This is a genomic window from Pseudomonas sp. I2 (assembly GCF_040984075.1).
GTDB classification, from domain to species: domain Bacteria; phylum Pseudomonadota; class Gammaproteobacteria; order Pseudomonadales; family Pseudomonadaceae; genus Aquipseudomonas; species Aquipseudomonas guariconensis_B.
In genome coordinates this window covers 58,440-80,930 of record NZ_JBCGFQ010000021.1, presented here as the reverse complement: position 1 = coordinate 80,930, position 22,491 = coordinate 58,440, and the positions used below count along the sequence as shown (strand labels likewise).

Here is a 22,491-nt window from a genome sequence, read left to right as displayed (position 1 = left end):
GGCTACCCAATTTCGCTCAGAAGCGGGGCGAGTAGAAACATTCGTGTGCCATTGTAGGGCGATTCTGCAGGCATTTCGTACGCGACGGCACGCTGCGCTTGCCGGACTACAAGGGTTTGCCAATAATAGGCCCGGTTATTGCTTGGCTTATGGGTTATTTTTCTTTTGCTCTTGCATAATATGCAAGGGCTGTCAATATCGTCCGCCGTGGTTCCTGGCGCTTCTGTAACTAGTTGTCGCTTTGAAGAAATATCGACTACCCGCCTGTCGTTAAAATGCCACTCACTCGCTCGTGGTCTGCGACCTTGGTCGATACCCCCTGCGGCTCGCGTTGCACCCATTCGCATATCGGGCAGCCGTTACACCTGCCTTGTATTGCCCCGTACCGATGGAGTTACCAGATGAAGAAGCTCGCACTGCTTGGCGCCCTTGCGCTGTCCGTGTTGTCCCTGGGTTCGCAGGCCGATGAAAAACCGTTGAAGATCGGTATCGAGGCCGCCTACCCACCCTTCGCCTTCAAGCAGCCCGATGGCAGCATCGCCGGTTTCGACTACGACATCGGCAACGCCCTGTGCGAAGAGATGAAAGCCAAGTGCACCTGGGTCGAGCAAGAGTTCGACGGCCTGATCCCGGCGCTGAAGGTGCGCAAGATCGACGCCATCCTCTCGTCCATGTCGATCACCGAGGACCGCAAGAAGTCGGTCGACTTCACCAAACGCTACTACCTGACCCCGGCACGCCTGGTCATGAAGGAAGGCACCACCGTCAGCGACAGCCTGGTCGAGCTGAAGGGCAAGAAGATCGGTGTGCAGCGCGGCTCGATCCATGACCGCTTCGCCAAGGAAGTCCTGGCTCCGCAGGGCGCCACCGTCGTGCCGTACGGCACCCAGAACGAAATCTACCTGGACGTCGCCGCTGGCCGCCTGGACGGCACCGTGGCCGATGCCACCCTGCTCGAAGACGGTTTCCTCAAGACCGACGCCGGCAAGGGCTTCGCCTTCGTCGGCCCGTCCTTCACCGACGTGAAGTACTTCGGCGACGGCGTCGGCATCGCCGTGCGCAAGGGCGACAACGCCAACCGCGAGCGTATCAACGCCGCGATCGATGCGATCCGTGCCAACGGCAAGTACAAAAAGATCCAGGACAAGTACTTCAACTTCGACATCTACGGGCCGGACGCCCAGTAAGACGTCGAGTTTCACCTGTGCAATGGTGCAAACAGCAGAAGCTCTGAGGTTTGCACCATTTTTCATTCCCAAGCCCTGAGGAATCCCAATCATGTTGAAAGGCTACGGGGCAGTCATCCTCGACGGGGCGTGGCTGACGCTGCAGCTCGCCCTGTCGTCGATGGCCCTGGCCATCGTGCTTGGCCTGATCGGCGTGTCGTTGCGCTTGTCGCCGGTGCGCTGGCTGGCCTGGCTGGGCGACCTGTATGCCACGGTGATCCGTGGCATCCCGGACCTGGTGCTGATCCTGCTGATCTTCTATGGCGGCCAGGACGTGCTCAACCGGGTCGCGCCGTTGCTCGGCTACGACGACTACATCGACCTGAACCCGTTGGCTGCCGGTATCGGTACCCTGGGCTTCATCTTCGGCGCGTACCTCTCGGAAACCTTCCGCGGTGCCTTCCTCGGCATTCCCAAGGGCCAGGCCGAGGCGGGCGTGGCCTATGGCATGAGCAGCCGGCAGGTGTTCTTCCGCATCATGGTGCCGCAGATGATCCGCCTGGCGATCCCCGGCTTCACCAACAACTGGCTGGTGCTGACCAAAGCCACGGCGCTGATCTCGGTGGTCGGCCTGCAGGACATGATGTTCAAGGCCAAGCAGGCGGCCGACGCCACCCGCGAGCCTTTCACCTTCTTCCTGGCGGTAGCGGCCCTGTACCTGGTGCTCACCAGCGTCTCGCTGCTGGCGCTGAAGTATCTCGAGAAGCGCTACTCGGTGGGCGTAAAGGCGGCTGAACTATGATCTTCGACTACAACGTGATCTGGGAGGCGATGCCGCTGTACCTCGGCGGGCTGCTGACCACCATCAAGCTGCTGGCGCTGTCGTTGTTCTTTGGCTTGCTGGCGGCCATTCCGCTGGGCCTGATGCGGGTGTCGAAGCAGCCGCTAGTGAACATGACCGCCTGGCTGTACACCTATGTGATCCGCGGCACGCCGATGCTGGTGCAGCTGTTCCTGATCTACTATGGCCTGGCCCAGTTCGAGGCGGTGCGCGAGAGTTTCCTCTGGCCGTGGCTGTCCAGCGCGACCTTCTGCGCCTGCCTGGCCTTCGCCATCAATACCAGCGCCTACACCGCCGAGATCATCGCCGGCAGCCTCAAGGCCACGCCCCATGGCGAGATCGAGGCTGCCAAGGCGGTGGGCATGTCGCGCATGAAGATGTACCGGCGCATCCTGCTGCCTTCGGCCTTGCGCCGGGCGCTGCCGCAGTACAGCAACGAAGTGATCATGATGCTGCAGACCACCAGCCTGGCGTCGATCGTCACCCTGATCGACATCACCGGCGCGGCGCGCACCGTCAATGCCCAGTACTACCTGCCTTTCGAGGCCTACATCACGGCGGGCGTGTTCTACCTGTGCCTGACCTTCATCCTCGTGCGCCTGTTCAAGATGGCCGAACGCCGCTGGCTCGGCTACCTGGCGCCGCGCAAGCACTGAACGCTCTGTGAGAACCGACAGCATGTACAAACTCCAAGTCCAAGACCTGCACAAGCGCTATGGCAGCCACGAAGTGCTCAAGGGCGTGTCGCTCGCGGCCAAGGCAGGCGATGTGATCAGCATCATCGGCTCCAGCGGCTCGGGCAAATCGACCTTCCTGCGCTGCATCAACCTGCTCGAGCAGCCCCATGCCGGCAGGATCCTGCTCAACAACGAAGAGCTGAAGATGGTCGCCGGCAAGGATGGCGCGCTCAAGGCCGCCGACCCGAAGCAGTTGCAGCGCATGCGTTCGCGCCTGTCGATGGTGTTCCAGCACTTCAACCTGTGGTCGCACATGACCGCCCTGGAGAACGTCATCGAGGCGCCGGTGCATGTGCTGGGGGTGAACAAGAAGGAGGCGCTGGAGAAGGCCGAACACTACCTGGCCAAGGTCGGCGTGGCCCATCGCAAGGACGCCTTCCCGGGGCATATGTCCGGGGGTGAGCAGCAGCGGGTGGCGATCGCCCGGGCCCTGGCCATGGAACCGGAGGTGATGCTGTTCGACGAGCCGACCTCGGCGCTCGACCCCGAACTGGTGGGCGATGTGCTCAAGGTCATGCAGGCCCTGGCCCAGGAAGGCCGCACCATGGTGGTGGTGACCCATGAGATGGGCTTCGCCCGCGAGGTCTCCAACCAGTTGGTGTTCCTGCACAAAGGCCTGGTGGAGGAGAGCGGCAACCCGCGCGAGGTGCTGGTCAACCCGCAATCGGAGCGTCTCAAGCAGTTCCTCTCCGGCAGCCTGAAGTAAAAAGCTGCACCTTTGCACCAGGATAGGGCATGCTGCGCAGCGAGCGCAGCCTGACCCGGCGCCACAGACACGAACGACCCAGGTTTCGGACCACGACCCATGACCACCCAGCGAATCGGATTTCTCATCTGGCCCGGCACCAGGCCGCTGACCCTGGCGCTGGCCGAGGAAGTGTTGCGGGTTGCCCAGCACGTGCACCCGGATGTGGTCTACGAGTTGGCCTTCCTCCAAGCCGAGGCGGCCGAGGAGGGCGCCTGGCGCCTGCCGGGCGAGCCCTGGAATGGCCGCTTGGAGGGTTGCCAGAAGCTGTTCTTGCTGGCGGACGAGCCGCCGCTGGCCGTGGGAGCGGCCTTGTCGGCCGCGCTCAAGCAAGTGGCGCGCAGTGGTTGCATGATCGGCGGGCTGTCCGCCGGGGTCTATCCGTTGGCGGCCCTGGGTTTGCTCGATGGCTACCGGGCGGCGGTGCACTGGCGCTGGCAGGATGATTTCGCCGAGCGCTTCCCCAAGGTCATCGCCACCAGCCATCTGTTCGACTGGGACCGCGACCGCCTGACCGCCTGCGGCGGCATGGCCGTGACCGACCTGTTGCTGGCGGTGCTGGCCCGCGACCACGGTGCGGAGCTGGCGGGGGCGGTGTCGGAGGAGCTGGTGGTCGAGCGCATCCGCGAGGGCGGCGAGCGCCAGCGTATTCCGCTGCAGAACCGCCTTGGCTCCAGCCATCCCAAGCTGACCCAGGCCGTGCTGCTGATGGAGGCCAACATCGAGGAGCCGTTGACCACCGACGAGATCGCCCAACATGTGTGCGTCTCTCGGCGACAACTGGAGCGGATCTTCAAGCAGTACCTCAATCGCGTGCCCAGCCAGTACTACCTGGAGCTGCGCCTGAACAAGGCGCGGCAGATGCTGATGCAGACCAGCAAGTCGATCATCCAGATCGGGCTGTCCTGCGGTTTTTCGTCCGGGCCGCATTTCTCCAGTGCCTACCGCAACTTCTTCGGCGCCACGCCGCGGGAAGACCGCAACCAGCGGCGTAGCAGCAGCCCGTTCGAGTTGAGTTCGGCGCCGGCCGAGCGCAGCTGATAGTCCTTTGCACGGGGGGGGGCGAAGCGGCCCCAGGATTACAAATCCCCGTTTGTAACTGACCGGCATCGAGGCAAGCCGACAACACCGATGCCGCAGTGAACATCCGTTCTCCCAATTTACCTTCCCATCTCCCCGTCACCCCCGCCTCCCGCTACACTGCGCGATTGCGACAATGTTTGTCGCATTGCCGAAAGCCTCGGTAAAACAGGGTTTGGCGCTGTAACAAGTTGTCGCCTGGCAGCAAGGACAGGCGCCGATCAGTCCTTACAATCCCCCCATCGCTCGCCACTTCCAGGCCAGCGTTCCTCTTCAGGAGACTCAGATGTCCGTTGAGCAAGCCCCGGTGCAACGTGCCGATTTCGACCAGGTCATGGTCCCCAACTATTCCCCGGCGGCCTTCATCCCTGTGCGCGGCGCAGGCTCCCGAGTATGGGACCAGTCGGGTCGCGAGCTGATCGACTTCGCCGGCGGCATCGCGGTCAACGCCCTGGGGCACTGCCACCCGGCACTGGTCAAGGCCCTGACCGAGCAGGCCAACACGCTCTGGCACGTATCCAACGTCTTCACCAACGAGCCGGCCCTGCGCCTGGCCCACAAGCTGGTGGACGCGACCTTCGCCGAGCGCGCCTTCTTCTGCAACTCCGGCGCCGAGGCCAACGAGGCCGCGTTCAAGCTGGCCCGTCGCGTCGCCCACGACCGCTTCGGCCCGGAGAAACACGAGATCATCGCCACCGTGAACAGTTTCCACGGTCGCACCCTGTTCACCGTCAGCGTCGGTGGCCAGCCCAAGTATTCCGACGGCTTCGGCCCGAAGATCACCGGCATCAGCCATGTCCCGTACAACGACCTGGAAGCGCTCAAGGCGCAGATCTCCGACAAGACCTGCGCCGTGGTGATCGAGCCGATCCAGGGCGAGAGCGGCGTGGTCCCGGCCGACAAGGCCTACCTGGAAGGCGCGCGCAAGCTGTGTGACGAGCACAACGCCCTGCTGATCTTCGACGAGGTGCAGACGGGCGTCGGCCGCACCGGTTCGCTGTACGCCTACCAGCACTACGGCGTGACCCCGGATATCCTGACCAGCGCCAAGAGCCTGGGCGGCGGCTTCCCGATCGGGGCCATGCTGACCACTACCGACCTGGCCAAGCACCTGGCCGTCGGCACCCACGGCACCACCTATGGCGGCAACCCGCTGGCCTGTGCCGTGGCCTGCGCCGTGCTGGACGTGGTCAATACCCCCGAGACGCTCGCCGGTATCAAGGCCAAGCATGAGCGCTTCAAGGCCCGCCTGGAGAAGATCGGCCAGCAGTTCGGCCTGTTCACCCAGGTGCGTGGTGTGGGTCTGCTGATCGGCTGCGTGCTCAGCGACGCCTGGAAGGGCAAGGCCAAGGACGTGCTCAATGCCGCCGAGAAGCAAGGCGTGATGGTCCTGCAGGCCGGCCCGGACGTGGTGCGTTTCGCGCCGAGCCTGGTGGTCGAGGACGCCGATATCGACGAAGGCCTGGAGCGCTTCGAGCGCGCCGTAGCCACGCTGACCCAGGGCTGATACCGGCCTGCGGTCCTTTCGCCGGCCTGTGCCATCGGGCACGGGCCGGCGATACCTGAATTCCAGTGCGTGCGCCCGCAGGCGCACGCCGTTTTTCCGTGCCGACGCTGTTGGCCCGTTTTCCCGAAAGGAGTGACACCATGCTGGTGATGCGCCCCGCGCAAATGGCTGATCTGAACGAAGTGCAGCGCATGGCTGCAGACAGCCCCATTGGTGTCACCTCGCTGCCGGACGACGCCAGTCGCCTGGGTGACAAGATCGCCGCCTCGGAGACGTCCTTCGCCGCCGAGGTCAGCTTCAATGGCGAGGAGAGCTACTTCTTCGTGCTCGAAGACAGCGAGACCGGCAAGCTCGCCGGCTGCTCGGCCATCGTCGCCTCGGCCGGTTATTCCGAGCCGTTCTACAGCTTCCGCAACGAGACCTTCGTGCATGCCTCGCGGGAGCTGAAGATCCACAACAAGATCCATGTCCTGTCGCTGTGCCACGACCTGACCGGCAACAGCCTGCTGACCAGCTTCTACGTGCTGCCGGAACTGGTGAACAGTGCCTGGGCCGAGCTCAACTCCCGTGGCCGCCTGCTGTTCATGGCCTCGCATCCCGAGCGCTTCGCCGATTCGGTGGTCACCGAGATCGTCGGCTACAGTGACGAGCAAGGCGAGTCGCCGTTCTGGGATGCCATCGGTCGCAACTTCTTCGACTTGAACTACGCCGAGGCCGAGCGGCTGTGCGGGCTCAAGAGCCGTACCTTCCTCGCCGAACTGATGCCTCATTACCCGATCTACGTGCCGCTGCTGCCGGACGCGGCCCAGGAAGCCATGGGCCAGGTTCACCCGCGGGCGCAGATCACCTTCGACATCCTCATGCGCGAAGGCTTCGAGACCGAGCACTACATCGACATCTTCGACGGCGGCCCGACCCTGCATGCCCGGGTCTCGGGCATCCGCTCGATCGCCCAGAGCCGGGTGGTGCCGGTCAGGCTCGACGACAGCCAGGTCAAGGGCGGCCGTCCGTACCTGGTGTGCAACGGCCAACTGCAGGACTACCGCGCCGTGCTGCTGGAACTGGACTGGGTGCCGGGCAAGCCGCTCAGCCTGGGCCTGGAGGCCGCCGAGGCGCTGGGCGTCGGCGATGGCGGCAGCGTTCGCCTGGTGGCCGTCTGAGGCCCGGGCACGGATAGCCCAGGCCAGGACCCGCAACAGAGAGATTCGCGGCAGGCACAGGCCACCGCACAAGGAGATAGCATGATCGTTCGTCCCGTACGCAGCAGCGATTTACCCGCGCTGATCGAATTGGCACGCAGCACCGGCACGACCGGGCTGACCACCTTGCCGGCCAACGAGGAGCGCCTCGAACAGCGTGTCGGCTGGGCCGAGAAGAGCTTTCGCGGCGAAGCCGAGCGCGGCGATACCGACTACCTGTTCGTGCTGGAGAACGACGAAGGCCTGGTGGTCGGCATCTGCGCCATCGCCGGGGCGGTCGGCCTGCGCGAGCCCTGGTACAACTACCGGGTCGGCCTGACCGTCAGCGCCTCCCAGGAGCTGAAGATCTACCGCGAGATCCCCACCCTGTTCCTGGCCAACGACCTGACCGGCAACTCCGAGCTGTGCTCGTTGTTCCTGCGCAGCGACTATCGCACCGGCCTCAACGGCCGTCTGCTGTCCAAGGCGCGCCTGTCGTTCATCGCCGAGTTCCCCGAGCTGTTCGGCAACAAGATCATCGCCGAGATGCGCGGCATGTCCGACGAAAGCGGTCGCTCGCCGTTCTGGGAAAGCCTGGGCCGGCACTTCTTCAAGATGGAGTTCAGCCAGGCCGACTACCTCACCGGGGTGGGTAACAAGTCGTTCATCGCCGAGCTGATGCCCAAGTTCCCGCTGTACACCTGCTTCCTGTCGGAGGCCGCGCGCAACGTCATCGGCCGGGTGCACAGCGACACCGAGCCGGCCCTGGCCATGCTCAAGCGCGAAGGCTTCAGCTACCAGGGCTACGTCGACATCTTCGACGCCGGCCCCGCCATCGAGTGCGAGACCTCGAAGATCCGTGCCGTGCGCGACAGCCAGACCCTGGTGCTGGCCGTGGGCACGCCGGGCGACGATGCCACCCCTTACCTGATCCACAACCGCAAGCGCGAGGACTGCCGCATCACCGCCGCGCCCGCGCGCCTGGCGGCCGGCACCCTGGTGGTCGATCCGTTGACCGCCAAGCGCTTGCGCCTGGGCGCCGGTGACCATGTGCGCGCCGTGCCGCTGTCCGCCAGCCGGGAGGCCAACCCATGACCACGCATTACATCGCCGGCCATTGGCAGGCCGGGCAGGGCGCTGCCCTGCAATCGCTCAACCCCGTTACCCAGGCGGTGGTCTGGCAAGGGCAGGGTGCCGACCCGGCCCAGGTCGAGGCTGCCGTGCAGGCGGCCCGCCAGGCCTTCCCTGGTTGGGCGCAGTTGAGCCTGGATACGCGCATCGGCGTGCTCGAGGCGTTCGCCGACCAGCTCAAGGCCCATGCCGACGAGCTCGCCCGCTGCATCGGCGAGGAAACCGGCAAGCCGCTGTGGGAGTCGGCCACCGAAGTCACCAGCATGGTCAACAAGGTGGCCATCTCGGTGCAGAGCTACCGCGAACGCACCGGCGAGAAGAGCGGCCCACTGGGCGACGCCAGCGCCGTGCTGCGGCACAAGCCCCATGGCGTGGTGGCTGTGTTCGGCCCGTACAACTTCCCCGGCCACCTGCCCAATGGCCATATCGTCCCGGCCCTGCTGGCGGGCAACTGCGTGGTGTTCAAGCCCAGCGAGCTGACCCCCAAGGTCGCCGAGCTGACCGTCCGCTGCTGGATCGACGCCGGCCTGCCGGCAGGCGTGCTCAACCTGGTCCAGGGCGCGCGCGAGACTGGCATGGCCCTGGCGGCGAACCCGGGCATCGACGGGCTGTTCTTCACCGGCTCCAGCCGCACCGGCAACCTGCTGCACCAGCAGTTCGCCGGGCGACCGGACAAGATCCTGGCCCTGGAGATGGGCGGCAACAACCCGCTGCTGGTGGACGAGGTCAAGGACCTGGATGCGGCGGTCTACACCATCATCCAGTCGGCCTTCATCTCGGCGGGCCAGCGCTGCACCTGTGCCCGGCGCCTGCTGGTGCCGCAGGGCGCCTGGGGCGATTCGCTGGTCGAGCGCCTGGTCGAGGTGAGCCGTGGCATCAGCGTCGGTGCCTTCGACCAGCAACCGGCGCCGTTCATGGGCTCGGTGATCTCGTTGCAGGCGGCGCGCGCCTTGCTCGCGGCCCAGGCCGAACTGCTGGGCAAAGGGGCCGTGGCGCTGCTGGAAATGACCCAGCCACAGGCCGAGGCCGCCCTGCTGACCCCTGGCATCCTCGATGTGACCGGCGTGGCCGAGCGCCCGGACGAAGAGTTCTTCGGCCCGCTGCTGCAGGTGATCCGCTACGCCGATTTCGAGGCCGCGATCGACGAGGCCAACAACACCCAGTACGGCCTGGCCGCCGGCCTGCTGTCCGACTCCCGGGCGCGCTACCAGCATTTCTGGCTGCGCAGCCGCGCCGGTATCGTCAACTGGAACAAGCAGTTGACCGGCGCCGCCAGCAGCGCGCCGTTCGGTGGCGTCGGCGCCAGCGGCAACCACCGCGCCAGTGCCTACTACGCGGCCGACTACTGTGCCTACCCTGTGGCTTCGCTGGAGACCGCCAGCCTGGCCTTGCCGGCGACCCTGACGCCGGGCGTCACCCTATAACAACCGGTCTCGGAGCCTAGCCGATGAAATCCTATGAAGTGAATTTTGATGGCCTGGTGGGGCCGACCCACAACTACGGCGGCCTGTCCTACGGCAACGTGGCTTCGCAGAGCAACAGCCAGCAGGTTTCCAACCCGCGTGAGGCGGCGCGCCAGGGCCTGGCGAAGATGAAGGCGCTGGCTGACATGGGCTTCAAGCAGGGCGTGCTCGCCCCGCAGGAGCGACCGGACGTGGCCGCGCTGCGCCGCCTGGGCTTTTCGGGCAGCGATGCCGAGGTGATCCGTCGCGCCGCCCAGGAGGCCATGCCCCTGCTGGTGGCCAGTTGCTCGGCGTCGAGCATGTGGGTGGCCAACGCCGCCACGGTCAGCCCCAGTGCCGACACTGCCGATGGCCGCGTGCATTTCACCGCCGCCAACCTCAACTGCAAGTACCACCGCAGCATCGAGCACCCCACCACCAGCCGCGTGCTGGCGGCCATGTTCGCCGACGACAAGCATTTCGCCCACCATCCGGCGCTGCCGGCGGTGGCCCAGTTCGGCGACGAGGGGGCAGCCAACCATACCCGTTTCTGCCGGGCCTATGGCGAGCCGGGCGTGGAGTTCTTCGTCTATGGCCGCAGCGCCTTCGACAGCCGCTATCCCGCGCCGCAGAAGTATCCGGCGCGCCAGACCCTGGAAGCCTCCCAGGCCGTGGCCAGGCTGCATGGACTGGCCGAGGACGGTGTGGTCTACGCTCAACAGAACCCGGCGGTGATCGACCAGGGCGTGTTCCACAACGACGTGATCTCGGTGGGCAACGGCGAGGTGCTGTTCTACCACGAGGATGCCTTCCTCGAGACCGATACGGTGCTTGGCCAGCTGCAAGCTAAACTGGCCAGCAAGGGCGGCCGGTTCCAGGCGATTCGCGTGCCGCGCTCGGCGGTGACGGTGGAGGACGCGGTGCGTTCCTACCTGTTCAACAGCCAGCTGCTGTCTCGCGACGACGGCTCCATGCTGCTGGTGGTGCCGGAGGAGTGCCGCAACAACGAACGGGTCTGGGCCTACCTGGGACAGCTGACCCGCCAGGGCGGCGCGGTGAAGGAGGTCAAGGTGTTCGACCTCAAGCAGAGCATGCAGAACGGCGGTGGCCCGGCTTGCCTGCGTTTGCGCGTGGCCCTGAAGGAAACCGAACTGGCGGCGGTCAATCCAGGCGTTATCATGACCGCGCCGCTGTACGACACCCTGGTGCAGTGGGTCGACAAGCACTACCGCGATCGCCTGGGCGAAGCGGACCTGGCCGACCCGCAACTGCTGGACGAGTGCCGTACAGCCCTGGATGAGCTGACCCAGATACTCAAGCTGGGCCCGGTCTACCCATTCCAACGCCAACCTTGAAGAGAGAATTTGCAATGTCCGACGCCCTGCGCCTGATCCTCGAAGACGACGACGGTACCCAGCTGGAAACCTCCTGCACCCGCTTTGCCGTGGTCTGGCAAGGCAAGGAGGTGTGGATCCAGCAGGACGGCCGTGGCCAACTGCTGATCGGCGTCGACGTCGAGGAAGACGACACCGAGTACGCCAACCTGTTGCTGCGCCCCATGGCCACCAACCTGGTCAGCCTGCAACTGGAGATGGAACCGGCCGAGGTTGGCGACGACGACCACGTGCACGGCCCGGACTGCGGTCATAACCACTAAGGAAACGCCCTATGCTCGCCCTCGGCAAATTGCTTGACCTGACCCTGGCCGATCATGAACCGGCCGAGAAGACGCAAGTGACGGTCGAGGGTGTGCGCTTGCGCTGGCTGGGGGAGGGCGCCCTCGAGGTGCGTCCGCCGCAGGGCAAGGACAATGGCCTGGACCTGCTGCTGTCGGCGGGTATCCATGGCAACGAGACCGCGCCCATCGAGTTGCTCGACGCGCTGCTGCATGGCGTGGCCCGAGGCGACATCAAGCCGCGGGCGCGGGTGTTGTTCCTGTTCGGCAACCCTGAGGCGATTCGCAAGGGCGAGCGCTACGTCGAGCAAGACATCAACCGCCTGTTCAATGGCCGCCACGAGTTGTCCAGTGGCGCCGAGGCCCTGCGCGCGGCGGAGCTGGAGCAGTTCGCCCGGGTGTTCTTCAGCCAGCCGGAGCGCACGCGCCTGCACTACGACCTGCACACGGCGATCCGTGGTTCGAAGATCGAGCAGTTCGCGCTCTACCCGTACAAGGAAGGCCGCCAGCACTCCCGTCGTGAGCTGGCGCGCCTGCACGCGGCCGGCATGGAGGCGGTGCTGCTGCAGAACAAGGCATCGATCACCTTCAGTGCCTTCACCTACGAACAACTGGAGGCCGAGGCCTTCACCCTGGAACTGGGCAAGGCACGGCCGTTCGGCCACAACCAGCAGGTCAACCTCGACCGCCTGGAAACCCGCCTGGTACAGATCATCGAGGGCAACGAGCCGGAGACCGACGAGAGTCTCGATGGCCTGCAACTGTTCAGCGTCGCCCGCGAGATCATCAAGCACAGCGACAGCTTCCACCTGCACCTGCCGGCGGACATCGAGAACTTCTCCGAGCTCAGCAAGGGTTACCTGCTGGCCGAGGACCTGGCCGAGACCCGCTGGATCGTCGAGGAGGAGGGGGCGCGGATCATCTTCCCCAACCCCAGGGTCCGCAATGGGCTGCGGGCCGGGATCCTGATCGTGCCGGATTCTGGACAGCGGCTGGGCTGATCGGTAGGCGGCGCGTCAAGCTGGGGCGCGAAGCGGCCCCAAATGGCAGCACAGGCGCCGCTGTTTTTGGATCCCTTCGCTGATGAAAGTCCCTTGTTTCACCAGCTGTTCCATTTTCCGCCTACCTGGGTCGTAATTGGCTTGCCAGTGGCGAAAGGCAGGCTATAGCATCCCACTCATGATTTTGTTCGTGCCGACCTGAAAATCCGTCCAAACGGCGGTTTCCATCGCATAAACACACTGCACCGAGACTGCAGGACCGATATAATGCGGCCCTTTGCCGTCGTTTCGTCGATTCGACGTGTTTGCCTTAAAGGGCCGCCGTTTCCGTGGAAGAACCTATGAAAAGCGCAGAAATCCGTGAAGCCTTCCTTCGCTTCTTCGAGGAGCAGGGGCATACTCGAGTCGCCTCCAGCTCCCTGATCCCGGGCAATGACCCGACCTTGCTGTTTACCAACGCCGGCATGAACCAGTTCAAGGACTGCTTCCTCGGGCAGGAAAAGCGCGCCTACACCCGTGCGGTCAGCAGCCAGAAGTGCGTGCGCGCCGGCGGCAAGCACAACGACCTGGAAAACGTCGGCTACACGGCGCGTCACCACACGTTCTTCGAGATGCTGGGTAACTTCAGCTTCGGCGATTACTTCAAGCGCGACGCGATCACCTTCGCCTGGACCTTCCTGACCTCGGACAAGTGGCTGAACCTGCCCAAGGACAAGCTGTGGGTCACCGTCTACGAGAGCGACGACGAAGCCTACGACATCTGGACCAAGGAAATCGGCGTCCCGGCCGAGCGCATGGTGCGCATCGGCGACAACAAGGGCGCGCCCTACGCCTCCGACAACTTCTGGACCATGGGCGACACCGGCCCTTGTGGCCCGTGCACCGAGATCTTCTACGACCACGGCCCGGAAATCTGGGGCGGCCCACCCGGCTCGCCGGAAGAAGACGGTGACCGCTACATCGAGATCTGGAACAACGTCTTCATGCAGTTCAACCGCACCGCCGACGGCGTGCTGCATCCGCTGCCGGCACCGTCGGTGGATACCGGCATGGGCCTGGAGCGCATCAGTGCGGTCATGCAGCACGTGCACTCGAACTACGAGATCGACCTGTTCCGCAACCTGCTGGCGGCCGCGGCCAAGGCCATCGGCTGCAGCAACGACGGCCAGCCGTCGCTGAAAGTGGTCGCCGACCACATCCGCTCCTGCGGCTTCCTGATCGCCGACGGCGTGCTGCCGTCCAACGAGGGCCGTGGCTACGTGCTGCGCCGGATCATCCGCCGCGCCTGCCGTCACGGCAACAAGCTCGGGGCCAAGGGCAGCTTCTTCTACCAGATCGTCGCGGCCCTGGTGGCCGAGATGGGCGATGCCTTCCCCGAGCTCAAGGCCCAGCAGGCGCACATCGAGCGCGTGCTCAAGACCGAGGAAGAACAGTTCGCCAAGACCCTCGAGCAGGGCCTGCGCATCCTCGAGCAGGACCTGGCCCAGCTCCAGGGCGACGTGGTCCCGGGCGACGTGGTGTTCAAGCTGTACGACACCTACGGTTTCCCCATGGACCTGACCGCCGACATCGCCCGCGAGCGCGAGCTGACCATCGACGAAGCCGGTTTCGAGCGCGAAATGGAGGCCCAGCGCGAGCGTGCCCGTTCCGCCAGCGCCTTCGGCATGGACTACAACAGCCTGGTCAAGGTCGACGTGGCCACCGACTTCCTCGGCTACGAGACCACCGAAGGCCAGGGCAAGGTGGTTGCCCTGTACAAGGACGGCCAGGCCGTCGAGCGACTGGGTGAAGGCGAGCAGGGCGTCGTGGTCCTGGACCGTACCCCGTTCTACGCCGAGTCCGGCGGCCAGGTCGGTGACACCGGCTACCTGCAGGCCGGCGGCGTGCGCTTCGACGTGCGCGACACCACCAAGACCGGTGGCGCCTTCCTGCACCACGGCGTGGTCGCCAGTGGCGAACTGCGTGTCGGCGCCCAGGTCGAGGCGCGCGTCGATGCCGAAGTGCAGCACGCCACCTCGCTGAACCACTCCGCCACCCACCTGCTGCACGAAGCGCTGCGCCAGGTGCTGGGCGAGCATGTGCAGCAGAAAGGCTCGCTGGTCGACAGCCAGCGCCTGCGTTTCGACTTCAGCCACTTCGAGGCGGTCAAGCCAGAGCAGATCAAGGCGCTGGAAGAGATCGTCAACCGCGAAGTGCGCAGGAACACCGAGGTGCAGACCGAACTGACCGATATCGAAACCGCCAAGCGCAAGGGCGCCATGGCCCTGTTCGGCGAGAAGTACGGCGATACCGTGCGCGTGCTGAGCATGGGCGGCGACTTCTCGGTGGAGCTGTGCGGTGGCATACACGCCAAGCGCACCGGCGATATCAGCCTGTTCAAGATCATCAGCGAAGGTGGCGTGGCCTCGGGTGTGCGCCGTATCGAAGCGATCACCGGCGCCGCCGCGCTGGCCTACCTGAACACTGCCGAAGAGCAGGTCAAGGAAGCTGCGCAGCTGGTCAAGGGCAATCGTGACAACCTGATCGACAAGCTGTCGGCTGTGCTCGAGCGCAACCGTCAGCTGGAAAAGCAGCTCGAGCAGCTGCAGGCCAAGGCCGCCAGCGCCGCCGGGGACGATCTCTCCAACGCGGCCGTTGAGGTCAAGGGCGCCAAGGTTCTTGCCGCACGCCTGGATGGGCAGGACGGCAAGGCCCTGCTGGCCCTGGTCGATCAGCTGAAGAACAAGCTCGGCCACGCAGTGATCCTGCTGGGCAGCGAGTACGAGGGCAAGGTCGTGCTGGTGGCCGGCGTGACCAAGGACCTCTCCGGCCAACTCAAGGCCGGCGACCTGATGAAGCAGGCCGCAGCGAAGGTGGGTGGCAAGGGCGGTGGCCGTCCGGACATGGCCCAGGGTGGTGGCGTCGACGTCGCCGCGCTGGACGATGCCCTGGCCCTGGCCGTGCCGTTCGCCGAGCAGGGGCTTTGAGATGACCGGGGGCCACTGTCTAGTAGTGGCCCCCGGCGTGATGGATTGTTATTGGGTGCCCATCGTGGGCTGAGGCAGCTTTGAAATGGCGTTGATCGTACAGAAATTTGGCGGCACCTCTGTCGGTTCCATCGAGCGGATCGAGCAGGTTGCCGACAAGGTCAAGAAATTCCGCGAGCAAGGCACTGACCTGGTGGTTGTGCTGTCGGCCATGAGCGGAGAAACCAATCGCCTGATCGAGCTGGCCAAGCAGATCAGCGACCACCCGGTTCCCCGCGAACTGGACGTGATCGTCTCGACCGGCGAGCAAGTGACTATCGCCTTGCTGACCATGGCCTTGATCAAGCGCGGCGTGCCGGCGGTGTCCTACACCGGCAACCAGGTGCGAATCCTCACCGACAGCGCGCACAACAAGGCGCGCATCCTGCAGATCGACGACCAGAAGATCCGCGCCGACCTCAAGGCCGGCCGCGTGGTCGTGGTGGCAGGTTTCCAGGGTGTCGACGAGCACGGCAACATCACCACCCTCGGTCGTGGCGGCTCCGACACCACCGGCGTTGCCCTGGCGGCGGCGCTCAAGGCCGACGAGTGCCAGATCTACACCGATGTCGATGGCGTCTACACCACCGATCCGCGCGTGGTGCCCCAGGCCCAGCGCCTGGAGAAGATCACCTTCGAGGAGATGCTGGAGATGGCCAGCCTCGGCTCCAAGGTGCTGCAGATCCGTTCGGTCGAGTTCGCCGGCAAGTACAACGTTCCGCTGCGCGTGCTGCACAGCTTCAAGGAGGGTCCGGGTACCCTCATTACCATTGATGAAGAGGAATCCATGGAACAGCCGATCATTTCCGGTATCGCCTTCAACCGTGATGAAGCCAAGCTGACCATTCGCGGCGTGCCGGATACCCCGGGCGTTGCCTTCAAGATCCTCGGCCCGATCAGCGCCGCGAACATCGAAGTCGACATGATCGTGCAGAACGTCTCGCACGATAACACCACCGACTTCACCTTCACCGTGCACCGCAACGAGTACGAGAAGGCCCACAGCGTGCTCGAGAACACTGCCCGTGAAATCGGTGCGCGTGAAGTGATCGGCGATACCAACATCGCCAAGGTGTCCATCGTCGGCGTCGGCATGCGCTCCCACGCGGGTGTCGCCAGCCGCATGTTCGAGGCCCTGGCCAAGGAGAGCATCAACATCCAGATGATCTCCACCTCGGAGATCAAGGTGTCGGTGGTCATCGAGGAGAAGTACCTGGAGCTGGCCGTACGCGCGTTGCACACTGCGTTCGAACTCGACGCTCCCGCCCGACAGGGCGAGTAAGGCGCTGCCTGGAGGGGCGCGGCTTGCCGCGCCCTTTCGCGTTTCTGGCCGCAGCGCAGGCGCCTGTCCAGCCTTGCGCAGCGACCTTCCGGGCTTGAGCCGTCGTCCCCGGCCCTGGCCCTTGCTTACCACAGACTGTTGTCCCTGAATGAATTGCTTGAGGAGAAAGCTATGTTGATTCTGACTCGTCGGTGCGCCGAGAGCCTGATCATTGGTGACGGTGAAATCACCGTTACGGTCCTGGGTGTCAAAGGCAACCAGGTGCGTATCGGCGTGAGTGCCCCTAAGGAAGTGGCCGTGCACCGCGAGGAAATCTACCTGCGGATCAAGAAAGAGAAGGACGAAGAACCAACCCTTTAATTTTTCTCGGTTTTTTTTCAAAAAAGGGTTTGCAAACGGGGAAAGGTCTGGTTATTATACGCCCCGTGTTGCGGTGAGGTGGCCGAGTGGCCGAAGGCGCTCCCCTGCTAAGGGAGTATACCTCAAAAGGGTATCGGGGGTTCGAATCCCCCCTTCACCGCCATTTTTCGTGTAGGGCGCCGTAACTGGCCGAATCGCTTAAGTAGTTGAAAATAAACGAAAAAGTGCTTGGCAAATCAGTTTGGCGAACTATAATGCACGGCAAGACACGGACTCATAGCTCAGCTGGATAGAGTACTCGGCTACGAACCGAGCGGTCGGAGGTTCGAATCCTCCTGAGTCCGCCATACAATGAGGCAGTTTTGATCATCAAGGCAGCTTCATCCACCAGTGGTAACCTGGTCTAAAAATACCACCTACGGACTCATAGCTCAGCTGGATAGAGTACTCGGCTACGAACCGAGCGGTCGGAGGTTCGAATCCTCCTGAGTCCGCCATACAATGAGGCAGTTTTGATCATCAAGGCAGCTTCATCCACCAGTGGTAACCTGGTCTAAAAATACCACCTACGGACTCATAGCTCAGCTGGATAGAGTACTCGGCTACGAACCGAGCGGTCGGAGGTTCGAATCCTCCTGAGTCCGCCATACATCAAGAAGCCCGCTTATAGCGGGCTTTTTGTTTTTCTCTGTTTCACTGTTTTGTCAGTGATGCCCGGCTAGACTCCTGAATAGGGGCGGGCGGCCTGTATGTCACCCGTGCCTTGCACGACCGTGCAGCCTGCCGAGCTGCGCGATCTTCCATGGGCTCGAACTCGAATGTGCTTTTTAGTCTGGATCGGCCGTCGCACTGTTGGCTTCCAGCGTTGTCACAGCTTTATCGCGCAAACGATTGTTCTGGCCAAAAATTTAAGCGATCTGACAGCTGATGCAGTGTATGATTGCGCCCGTCAGCCCCGCCGGGGCTTGTGGAATACCACCATGGACTTACCCAGTAGTTACTCGATAACACGATTTACCAAGCTAGATCCGACCGATTGATTCTCCCGGCGTGCTCCGCTGCTGGGAGTGGAGTTCGCCTATGACCGAAGTCGAAGTAAAGAAAGCCCAAGAGAGCCTGCAGGATCGCCTTGCCCAGGTGATCGAGCTGCTGCAGCGCCAACGGGTGGTCGAGGACCTGACGCACCGTCAGGAAGGTCACCATCACGACCTGGTGGAAAATCTCGTCCACCGCCAGAACCTGGTCGAGCTGCAGCGCAAGCTCGACGACCTGCACCCCGCCGATATCGCCTACATCCTCGAGGCCCTGCCGCTCGACGACCGCCTGACGGTCTGGCAATTGGTCCGCTCCGAGCGCGACGGCGACATCCTGCTCGAAGTCTCCGACGCCGTACGCCAGACCCTGATCGCCGACATGGACGATCACGAGCTGCTCGCCGCTGCCAAGGAAATGGATGCCGACGAACTGGCCGACCTGGCGCCAGAGCTGCCGCGCGACGTTGTCCATGAGCTGATGGAAAGCCTCGATGCCCAGCAGCGCGAGCGTGTGCGCTCGGCCCTGAGCTACGACGAGGAGCAAGTCGGTGCGCTGATGGACTTCGAGATGGTGACCATCCGTGAGGATGTCAGCCTGGAAGTGGTGCTGCGCTACCTGCGCCGGCTCAAGGAGCTGCCCAGTCATACCGACAAAGTGTTCGTGGTCGACTACGACGGCCTGCTCAAGGGCGTGCTGCCGATCAAGCGTCTGTTGGTCAACGATCCGGAGAAAAAGGTCGCGGAGGTCATGGCCACCGACCCGGTGACCTTCCACCCCGAGGAGGATGCCTACGACGCAGCCCAGGCCTTCGAGCGCTATGACTTGATTTCCGCTCCGGTGGTGGACAAGGGCGATCGCCTTATCGGCCGCCTGACCATCGACGAGATGGTTGACCTGATCCGTGAGGAAAGCGAGAGCGAAGTGTTGAACATGGCCGGTCTGCGCGAAGAGGAAGATATCTTCGCCTCGGTCTGGCGCTCGCTGCGCAACCGCTGGGCCTGGTTGGCCATCAACCTGATCACGGCCTTCCTGGCCTCGCGGGTGATCGGCCTGTTCGAGGGCTCGATCGAGAAGCTGGTCGCGTTGGCCGCCCTGATGCCGATCGTGGCGGGTATCGGTGGCAACTCAGGCAACCAGACCATCACCATGATCGTTCGCGCAATGGCGTTGGACCAGGTCTCGCCAGGCAACACCAGCCGCCTGATGCGCAAGGAGCTGGCGGTTTCGCTGCTCAACGGCCTGATCTGGGGTGGGGTGATCGGTGCGGTGGCGTTCTGGCTCTACGGCAGTTGGTCGCTGGGGCTGGTGATGACCGCGGCAATGACCTTGAACCTGTTGCTGGCGGCGCTCATGGGTGTGCTGATTCCCATGACCCTGACACGCCTGGGACGCGACCCGGCGATGGGTTCGAGCGTTATGATCACCGCGGTCACCGATAGCGGCGGCTTCTTCATCTTCCTGGGGTTGGCGACGCTGTTTCTGCTTTGAGCATGCCGTAGGGCTGTCATCCTGGGGCTGCAGTGCAGCCCATCGCGGGCAAGCGGCCCTGAAGGGCGATCACTGAGCCACAACGAAAAAAGCCAGCTTACGCTGGCTTTTTTGCTGGGGTTGGCGTCGGTCAGGAAGCGTCTGCAGCCATTTCCACGTCATGGGCGATCAGGGCGACCAGGGCGTTCTGCTGGCGGTGGGTAAGTTGACGGAAGCGTTGCAGCAGCTCACGTTCGTGCAGGGTCAGCTCGGGGCTGTCCAGGCGCATGCTCAGCTCGTCGCCCAGCGCGCCTTCCTGGATGAGGCTCTGCTCCAGGCGCGCGATGATTTCGGAGTTCATGCTGCGGTGATGGTTGCGCGCTACCTCGGCAATGCGCTCACGCATTCCGTCTGGCAGGCGGACGACGAACTTGTCAGCGGTGCGGCTCGAATAGATAGCCTGTTTCATTGGGCGCATATTAAATTGACCGGTTTTTCAGGTTTCAAGGGGAAGCGGTTCTCAAATTGGCCGCACGATGGAAGTACGACCGTGGCGACGGCAAAATGTTCAACCGTGATGCAATTCGGGTGCTCATCTTGCCTTATGGTCGCCGTTTCCTTGGCGTCAATTCTGTGACAAATAGTGATCCGGATAAAGGCTTTTTGCCAGTACCAATTATCAGAAATGAGTACTGGTTTGAAAAGTTTTGCTTTTCCCGGTTTGTCGTCTCGTCAGGCCTTTGTCGTCAAAATCTGGTAAAAATCAGCAAAGGCCCGGTAAAAATCAAAAACGTGCAGGTTTTCAATTGAGCATAGTGGCAATGCAGCATGACGCAAGCGGCACGACCACCCCAGCAGGTCGCCTGGTATTTTTGCTTGGACCTTCCGGATCGGGAAAAGATTCCCTGATCGAGGCGGCTCGCGGGCAATTGATGGCCAATGGGGTGCGGATCGCCAAGCGGGTCATCACTCGCTCGGCAGAAGCCAGGGGCGAGGATGCCCATGGGGTCAGCCCCGAACGCTTCGAAGAAATGCGGGCGGCGGGGGCTTTTGCGATGCATTGGCAGGCCAATGGCCTGGCCTACGGCATTCCCGCGCAGATCGATGACTGGCTGGCAGCGGGTTGCCCTGTGCTGGTCAATGGCTCGCGCGGTTACCTGGCCGAGGCGCGCCGACGCTATCCCGGGCTGTTGGCGATCCGCCTTGAAGTGGCGCCGCAGGTCCTGCGCCAGCGCTTGCTCGCCAGGGGGCGGGAGAGCGCCCTGGAGATCGAACGACGCTTGGCGCGCAGCGCTCGCCTGCAGGCCGATGACGATCCTGCGACGCATGTTTTGGACAATTCCGCTTCGTTGGACACGACGGTCACTGTCTTGCTCGACCTGCTGGCCCGGGAAGGCGTGATCGACAGGGTGGTGCATGCCCCGGCGAGCTAGGGCAGAAAAGGATTACGTGCAAAAAGCCCGATTGAGACATGACAAACGGCGGATCGCTGGTTAACATGCTCGCCGTTCTTGCGCGCCAGGCTGGCCCGTGCAAGGCCGCACGACCGTCGCTCCCTTCTGCATGCCGTATAGCCAAGGGGGCCGAGCTATCCGTCCTCGTAGTTTAATGGATAGAACGGGGCCCTCCTAAGGCCTTGATGCAGGTTCGATTCCTGCCGGGGACGCCATCTTCCAGTAGCGATGCCGTTACGCTTTCCACTCAAACCCCGACAACCCTGAACGCCTTGTGCGCTTGACGAAGCCGCCCATCCCTGATTTATTGAAACCGGTTTCATCAACCCTACCAGCACAAGTGCAAACAAAAAGGTGACAGGGTGGACAAGATACTTTCGCCAGCTCGCGGGCGGGCCACCATCAGTGACGTAGCCAAGGCCGCCGGTGTTTCCAAGGCCACGGTGTCGCGTTATATCGGCGGTGATCGGCAACTGCTCGCCGACGCCACCGCGCAGCGCATCGAGGCGGTGATCGAGCAGCTCGACTACCGCCCCAGCCGCATGGCCAGCGCCCTCAAGCGTGGCCACACGCGGCTGGTCGGCATGCTCCTGGCGGATATCCGCAATCCTTATTCCGTCGCGGTGATGCACGGCGTCGAGACTGCCTGCCGCCAGCATGGCTATAGCCTGGTGGTGTGCAACACCGATTGCGACGACGAGCAGGAGCGCCTGCACCTGCAGGCCCTGCAGTCGTACAACGTCGATGGCCTGATCGTGAATACCCTCGGCCATCATGCCGGCGAGTTGTCCAGCCTTGCCCGTGAACTGCCCATGGTGCTGGTGGATCGCCAACTGGCGGAGTTGCAGGCCGACCTGGTGGGCCTGGACAACGCCGATGCGGTCGAGCAAGCCCTCGATCACCTGCAGCAGCGTGGTTACCGCGACATCCTGGCCATCAGCGAGCCCCTCGACGGTACCAGTTCACGGCAAGAGCGGGTGTCGGCTTTCCAGGCTTCCATCGCCCGGCGGCGTGGGCTACGAGGTCAGGTGATAGAAGTGGGTGGCAGCCTGCACGAGCGACTGGCGGGCTTTCTCGCCAGCGCCGGCCACGGACCGCAGGCCCTGTTCACCTGCAACGGCGTGGCCACGCTCGAAGTCATGCGCAACCTGCGCGAACGGGGGGAGCACCTGTTCCGTGACCTGGGCCTGGTAGCGCTCGACGAACTGGACTGGTACCCCTTGGTCGGGGGGGGCATCACCGCCTTGGCGCAACCCACCGAACGCATCGGCGCCGCAGCCTTCCAATGCCTGTTGGAGCGTCTGCAGGGCAGCCGCTTGCCCGCGCGGCGCATGGACCTGCGGGCCGAACTCATCGTGCGAAACTCCACCCCGATACGCGACTGA

At 63.7% G+C, this 22,491-nt stretch carries 20 protein-coding genes and 5 tRNA genes; 24 read left to right on the top strand and 1 reads right to left on the bottom strand.

Annotated features, from left to right (window positions below):
* The first annotated feature begins 401 nt into the window (after positions 1-401).
* The 20 genes from WCE05_RS12955 (at position 402) to mgtE (ending at position 19,673) form a co-directional block, all read left to right on the top strand.
* The gene (locus WCE05_RS12955) at positions 402-1,187 is read left to right on the top strand and encodes an ABC transporter substrate-binding protein (protein ID WP_225789362.1); all 786 of its coding nucleotides are present in this window, start codon (positions 402-404) and stop codon (positions 1,185-1,187) included.
* Positions 1,188-1,278: 91 nt separating this feature from the next.
* Positions 1,279-1,968: an ABC transporter permease gene (locus WCE05_RS12950; protein ID WP_225789361.1), complete on the top strand. Its 690-nt coding sequence runs from the start codon at positions 1,279-1,281 to the stop codon at positions 1,966-1,968.
* A complete protein-coding gene (locus WCE05_RS12945; protein ID WP_225789360.1) occupies positions 1,965-2,663 on the top strand; it encodes an ABC transporter permease in 699 nt (232 codons plus the stop codon). The genes WCE05_RS12950 and WCE05_RS12945 overlap by 4 nt, the downstream gene beginning before the upstream one ends.
* Before the next feature lie 22 nt (positions 2,664-2,685).
* Positions 2,686-3,450 carry an ABC transporter ATP-binding protein gene (locus tag WCE05_RS12940; protein ID WP_253081410.1) on the top strand — a complete coding sequence of 255 codons (765 nt, stop codon included), beginning with the start codon at positions 2,686-2,688 and terminating at the stop codon, positions 3,448-3,450.
* A 99-nt stretch (positions 3,451-3,549) separates the two neighbouring features.
* A complete protein-coding gene (gene argR / locus WCE05_RS12935) occupies positions 3,550-4,530 on the top strand; it encodes a transcriptional regulator ArgR (RefSeq protein ID WP_225789358.1) in 981 nt (326 codons plus the stop codon).
* Between the two features lie 325 nt (positions 4,531-4,855).
* Positions 4,856-6,076, top strand: a complete 1,221-nt coding sequence (locus WCE05_RS12930) for an aspartate aminotransferase family protein (RefSeq protein ID WP_225789357.1) — start codon at positions 4,856-4,858, stop codon at positions 6,074-6,076.
* 140 nt (positions 6,077-6,216) lie between these two features.
* Positions 6,217-7,236, top strand: a complete 1,020-nt coding sequence (aruF, locus tag WCE05_RS12925) for an arginine/ornithine succinyltransferase subunit alpha (protein WP_225789356.1) — start codon at positions 6,217-6,219, stop codon at positions 7,234-7,236.
* 81 nt (positions 7,237-7,317) lie between these two features.
* On the top strand, positions 7,318-8,349 hold the full coding sequence (gene astA / locus WCE05_RS12920) for an arginine N-succinyltransferase (protein WP_225789355.1): 1,032 nt from the start codon (positions 7,318-7,320) through the stop codon (positions 8,347-8,349).
* Positions 8,346-9,809 (top strand): succinylglutamate-semialdehyde dehydrogenase, encoded by a 1,464-nt coding sequence (gene astD / locus WCE05_RS12915; RefSeq protein ID WP_225789354.1) that lies wholly within the window; start codon positions 8,346-8,348, stop codon positions 9,807-9,809. The genes astA and astD overlap by 4 nt, the downstream gene beginning before the upstream one ends.
* A 23-nt stretch (positions 9,810-9,832) precedes the next feature.
* Positions 9,833-11,182, top strand: a complete 1,350-nt coding sequence (gene astB / locus WCE05_RS12910) for an N-succinylarginine dihydrolase (RefSeq protein WP_253091263.1) — start codon at positions 9,833-9,835, stop codon at positions 11,180-11,182.
* 14 nt (positions 11,183-11,196) lie between these two features.
* Complete coding sequence (locus tag WCE05_RS12905; RefSeq protein ID WP_225789352.1) at positions 11,197-11,484, top strand: topoisomerase II; 288 nt, start codon at positions 11,197-11,199, stop codon at positions 11,482-11,484.
* Between the two features lie 11 nt (positions 11,485-11,495).
* Positions 11,496-12,503 (top strand): succinylglutamate desuccinylase, encoded by a 1,008-nt coding sequence (gene astE / locus WCE05_RS12900; protein WP_225789351.1) that lies wholly within the window; start codon positions 11,496-11,498, stop codon positions 12,501-12,503.
* A gap of 341 nt (positions 12,504-12,844) precedes the next feature.
* Complete coding sequence (gene alaS / locus WCE05_RS12895; protein ID WP_225789350.1) at positions 12,845-15,469, top strand: alanine--tRNA ligase; 2,625 nt, start codon at positions 12,845-12,847, stop codon at positions 15,467-15,469.
* An 85-nt stretch (positions 15,470-15,554) separates the two neighbouring features.
* Positions 15,555-16,790 carry an aspartate kinase gene (locus WCE05_RS12890; RefSeq protein ID WP_225789349.1) on the top strand — a complete coding sequence of 412 codons (1,236 nt, stop codon included), beginning with the start codon at positions 15,555-15,557 and terminating at the stop codon, positions 16,788-16,790.
* 171 nt (positions 16,791-16,961) lie between these two features.
* Positions 16,962-17,150 carry a carbon storage regulator CsrA gene (gene csrA / locus WCE05_RS12885; protein WP_043209419.1) on the top strand — a complete coding sequence of 63 codons (189 nt, stop codon included), beginning with the start codon at positions 16,962-16,964 and terminating at the stop codon, positions 17,148-17,150.
* 72 nt (positions 17,151-17,222) lie between these two features.
* Positions 17,223-17,313 (top strand) — tRNA-Ser (locus WCE05_RS12880).
* 107 nt (positions 17,314-17,420) lie between these two features.
* Positions 17,421-17,497, top strand: a tRNA-Arg gene (locus WCE05_RS12875).
* Positions 17,498-17,570: 73 nt separating this feature from the next.
* A tRNA-Arg gene (locus tag WCE05_RS12870) sits at positions 17,571-17,647 on the top strand.
* A 73-nt stretch (positions 17,648-17,720) separates the two neighbouring features.
* A tRNA-Arg gene (locus tag WCE05_RS12865) sits at positions 17,721-17,797 on the top strand.
* Between the two features lie 433 nt (positions 17,798-18,230).
* Positions 18,231-19,673, top strand: coding sequence for a magnesium transporter (gene mgtE, locus WCE05_RS12860; protein WP_225789348.1), 1,443 nt, complete (start codon positions 18,231-18,233; stop codon positions 19,671-19,673).
* Between the two features lie 130 nt (positions 19,674-19,803).
* Here the strand turns inward: mgtE and WCE05_RS12855 are convergent, their stop codons facing one another.
* The gene (locus WCE05_RS12855; RefSeq protein ID WP_225789347.1) at positions 19,804-20,130 is read right to left on the bottom strand and encodes an Arc family DNA-binding protein; all 327 of its coding nucleotides are present in this window, start codon (positions 20,128-20,130) and stop codon (positions 19,804-19,806) included.
* 86 nt (positions 20,131-20,216) lie between these two features.
* Between WCE05_RS12855 and WCE05_RS12850 the strand changes: the two genes are divergently transcribed.
* The 4 genes from WCE05_RS12850 to WCE05_RS12835 all read left to right on the top strand — a co-directional run bounded on the left by WCE05_RS12850 (position 20,217) and on the right by WCE05_RS12835 (position 22,491).
* Positions 20,217-20,462 carry a hypothetical protein gene (locus WCE05_RS12850; RefSeq protein WP_253081413.1) on the top strand — a complete coding sequence of 82 codons (246 nt, stop codon included), beginning with the start codon at positions 20,217-20,219 and terminating at the stop codon, positions 20,460-20,462.
* 11 nt (positions 20,463-20,473) lie between these two features.
* A complete protein-coding gene (phnN, locus tag WCE05_RS12845; RefSeq protein WP_253081412.1) occupies positions 20,474-21,085 on the top strand; it encodes a phosphonate metabolism protein/1,5-bisphosphokinase (PRPP-forming) PhnN in 612 nt (203 codons plus the stop codon).
* A gap of 161 nt (positions 21,086-21,246) precedes the next feature.
* Positions 21,247-21,321 (top strand) — tRNA-Arg (locus tag WCE05_RS12840).
* Between the two features lie 147 nt (positions 21,322-21,468).
* The gene (locus WCE05_RS12835; RefSeq protein ID WP_368816034.1) at positions 21,469-22,491 is read left to right on the top strand and encodes a LacI family DNA-binding transcriptional regulator; all 1,023 of its coding nucleotides are present in this window, start codon (positions 21,469-21,471) and stop codon (positions 22,489-22,491) included.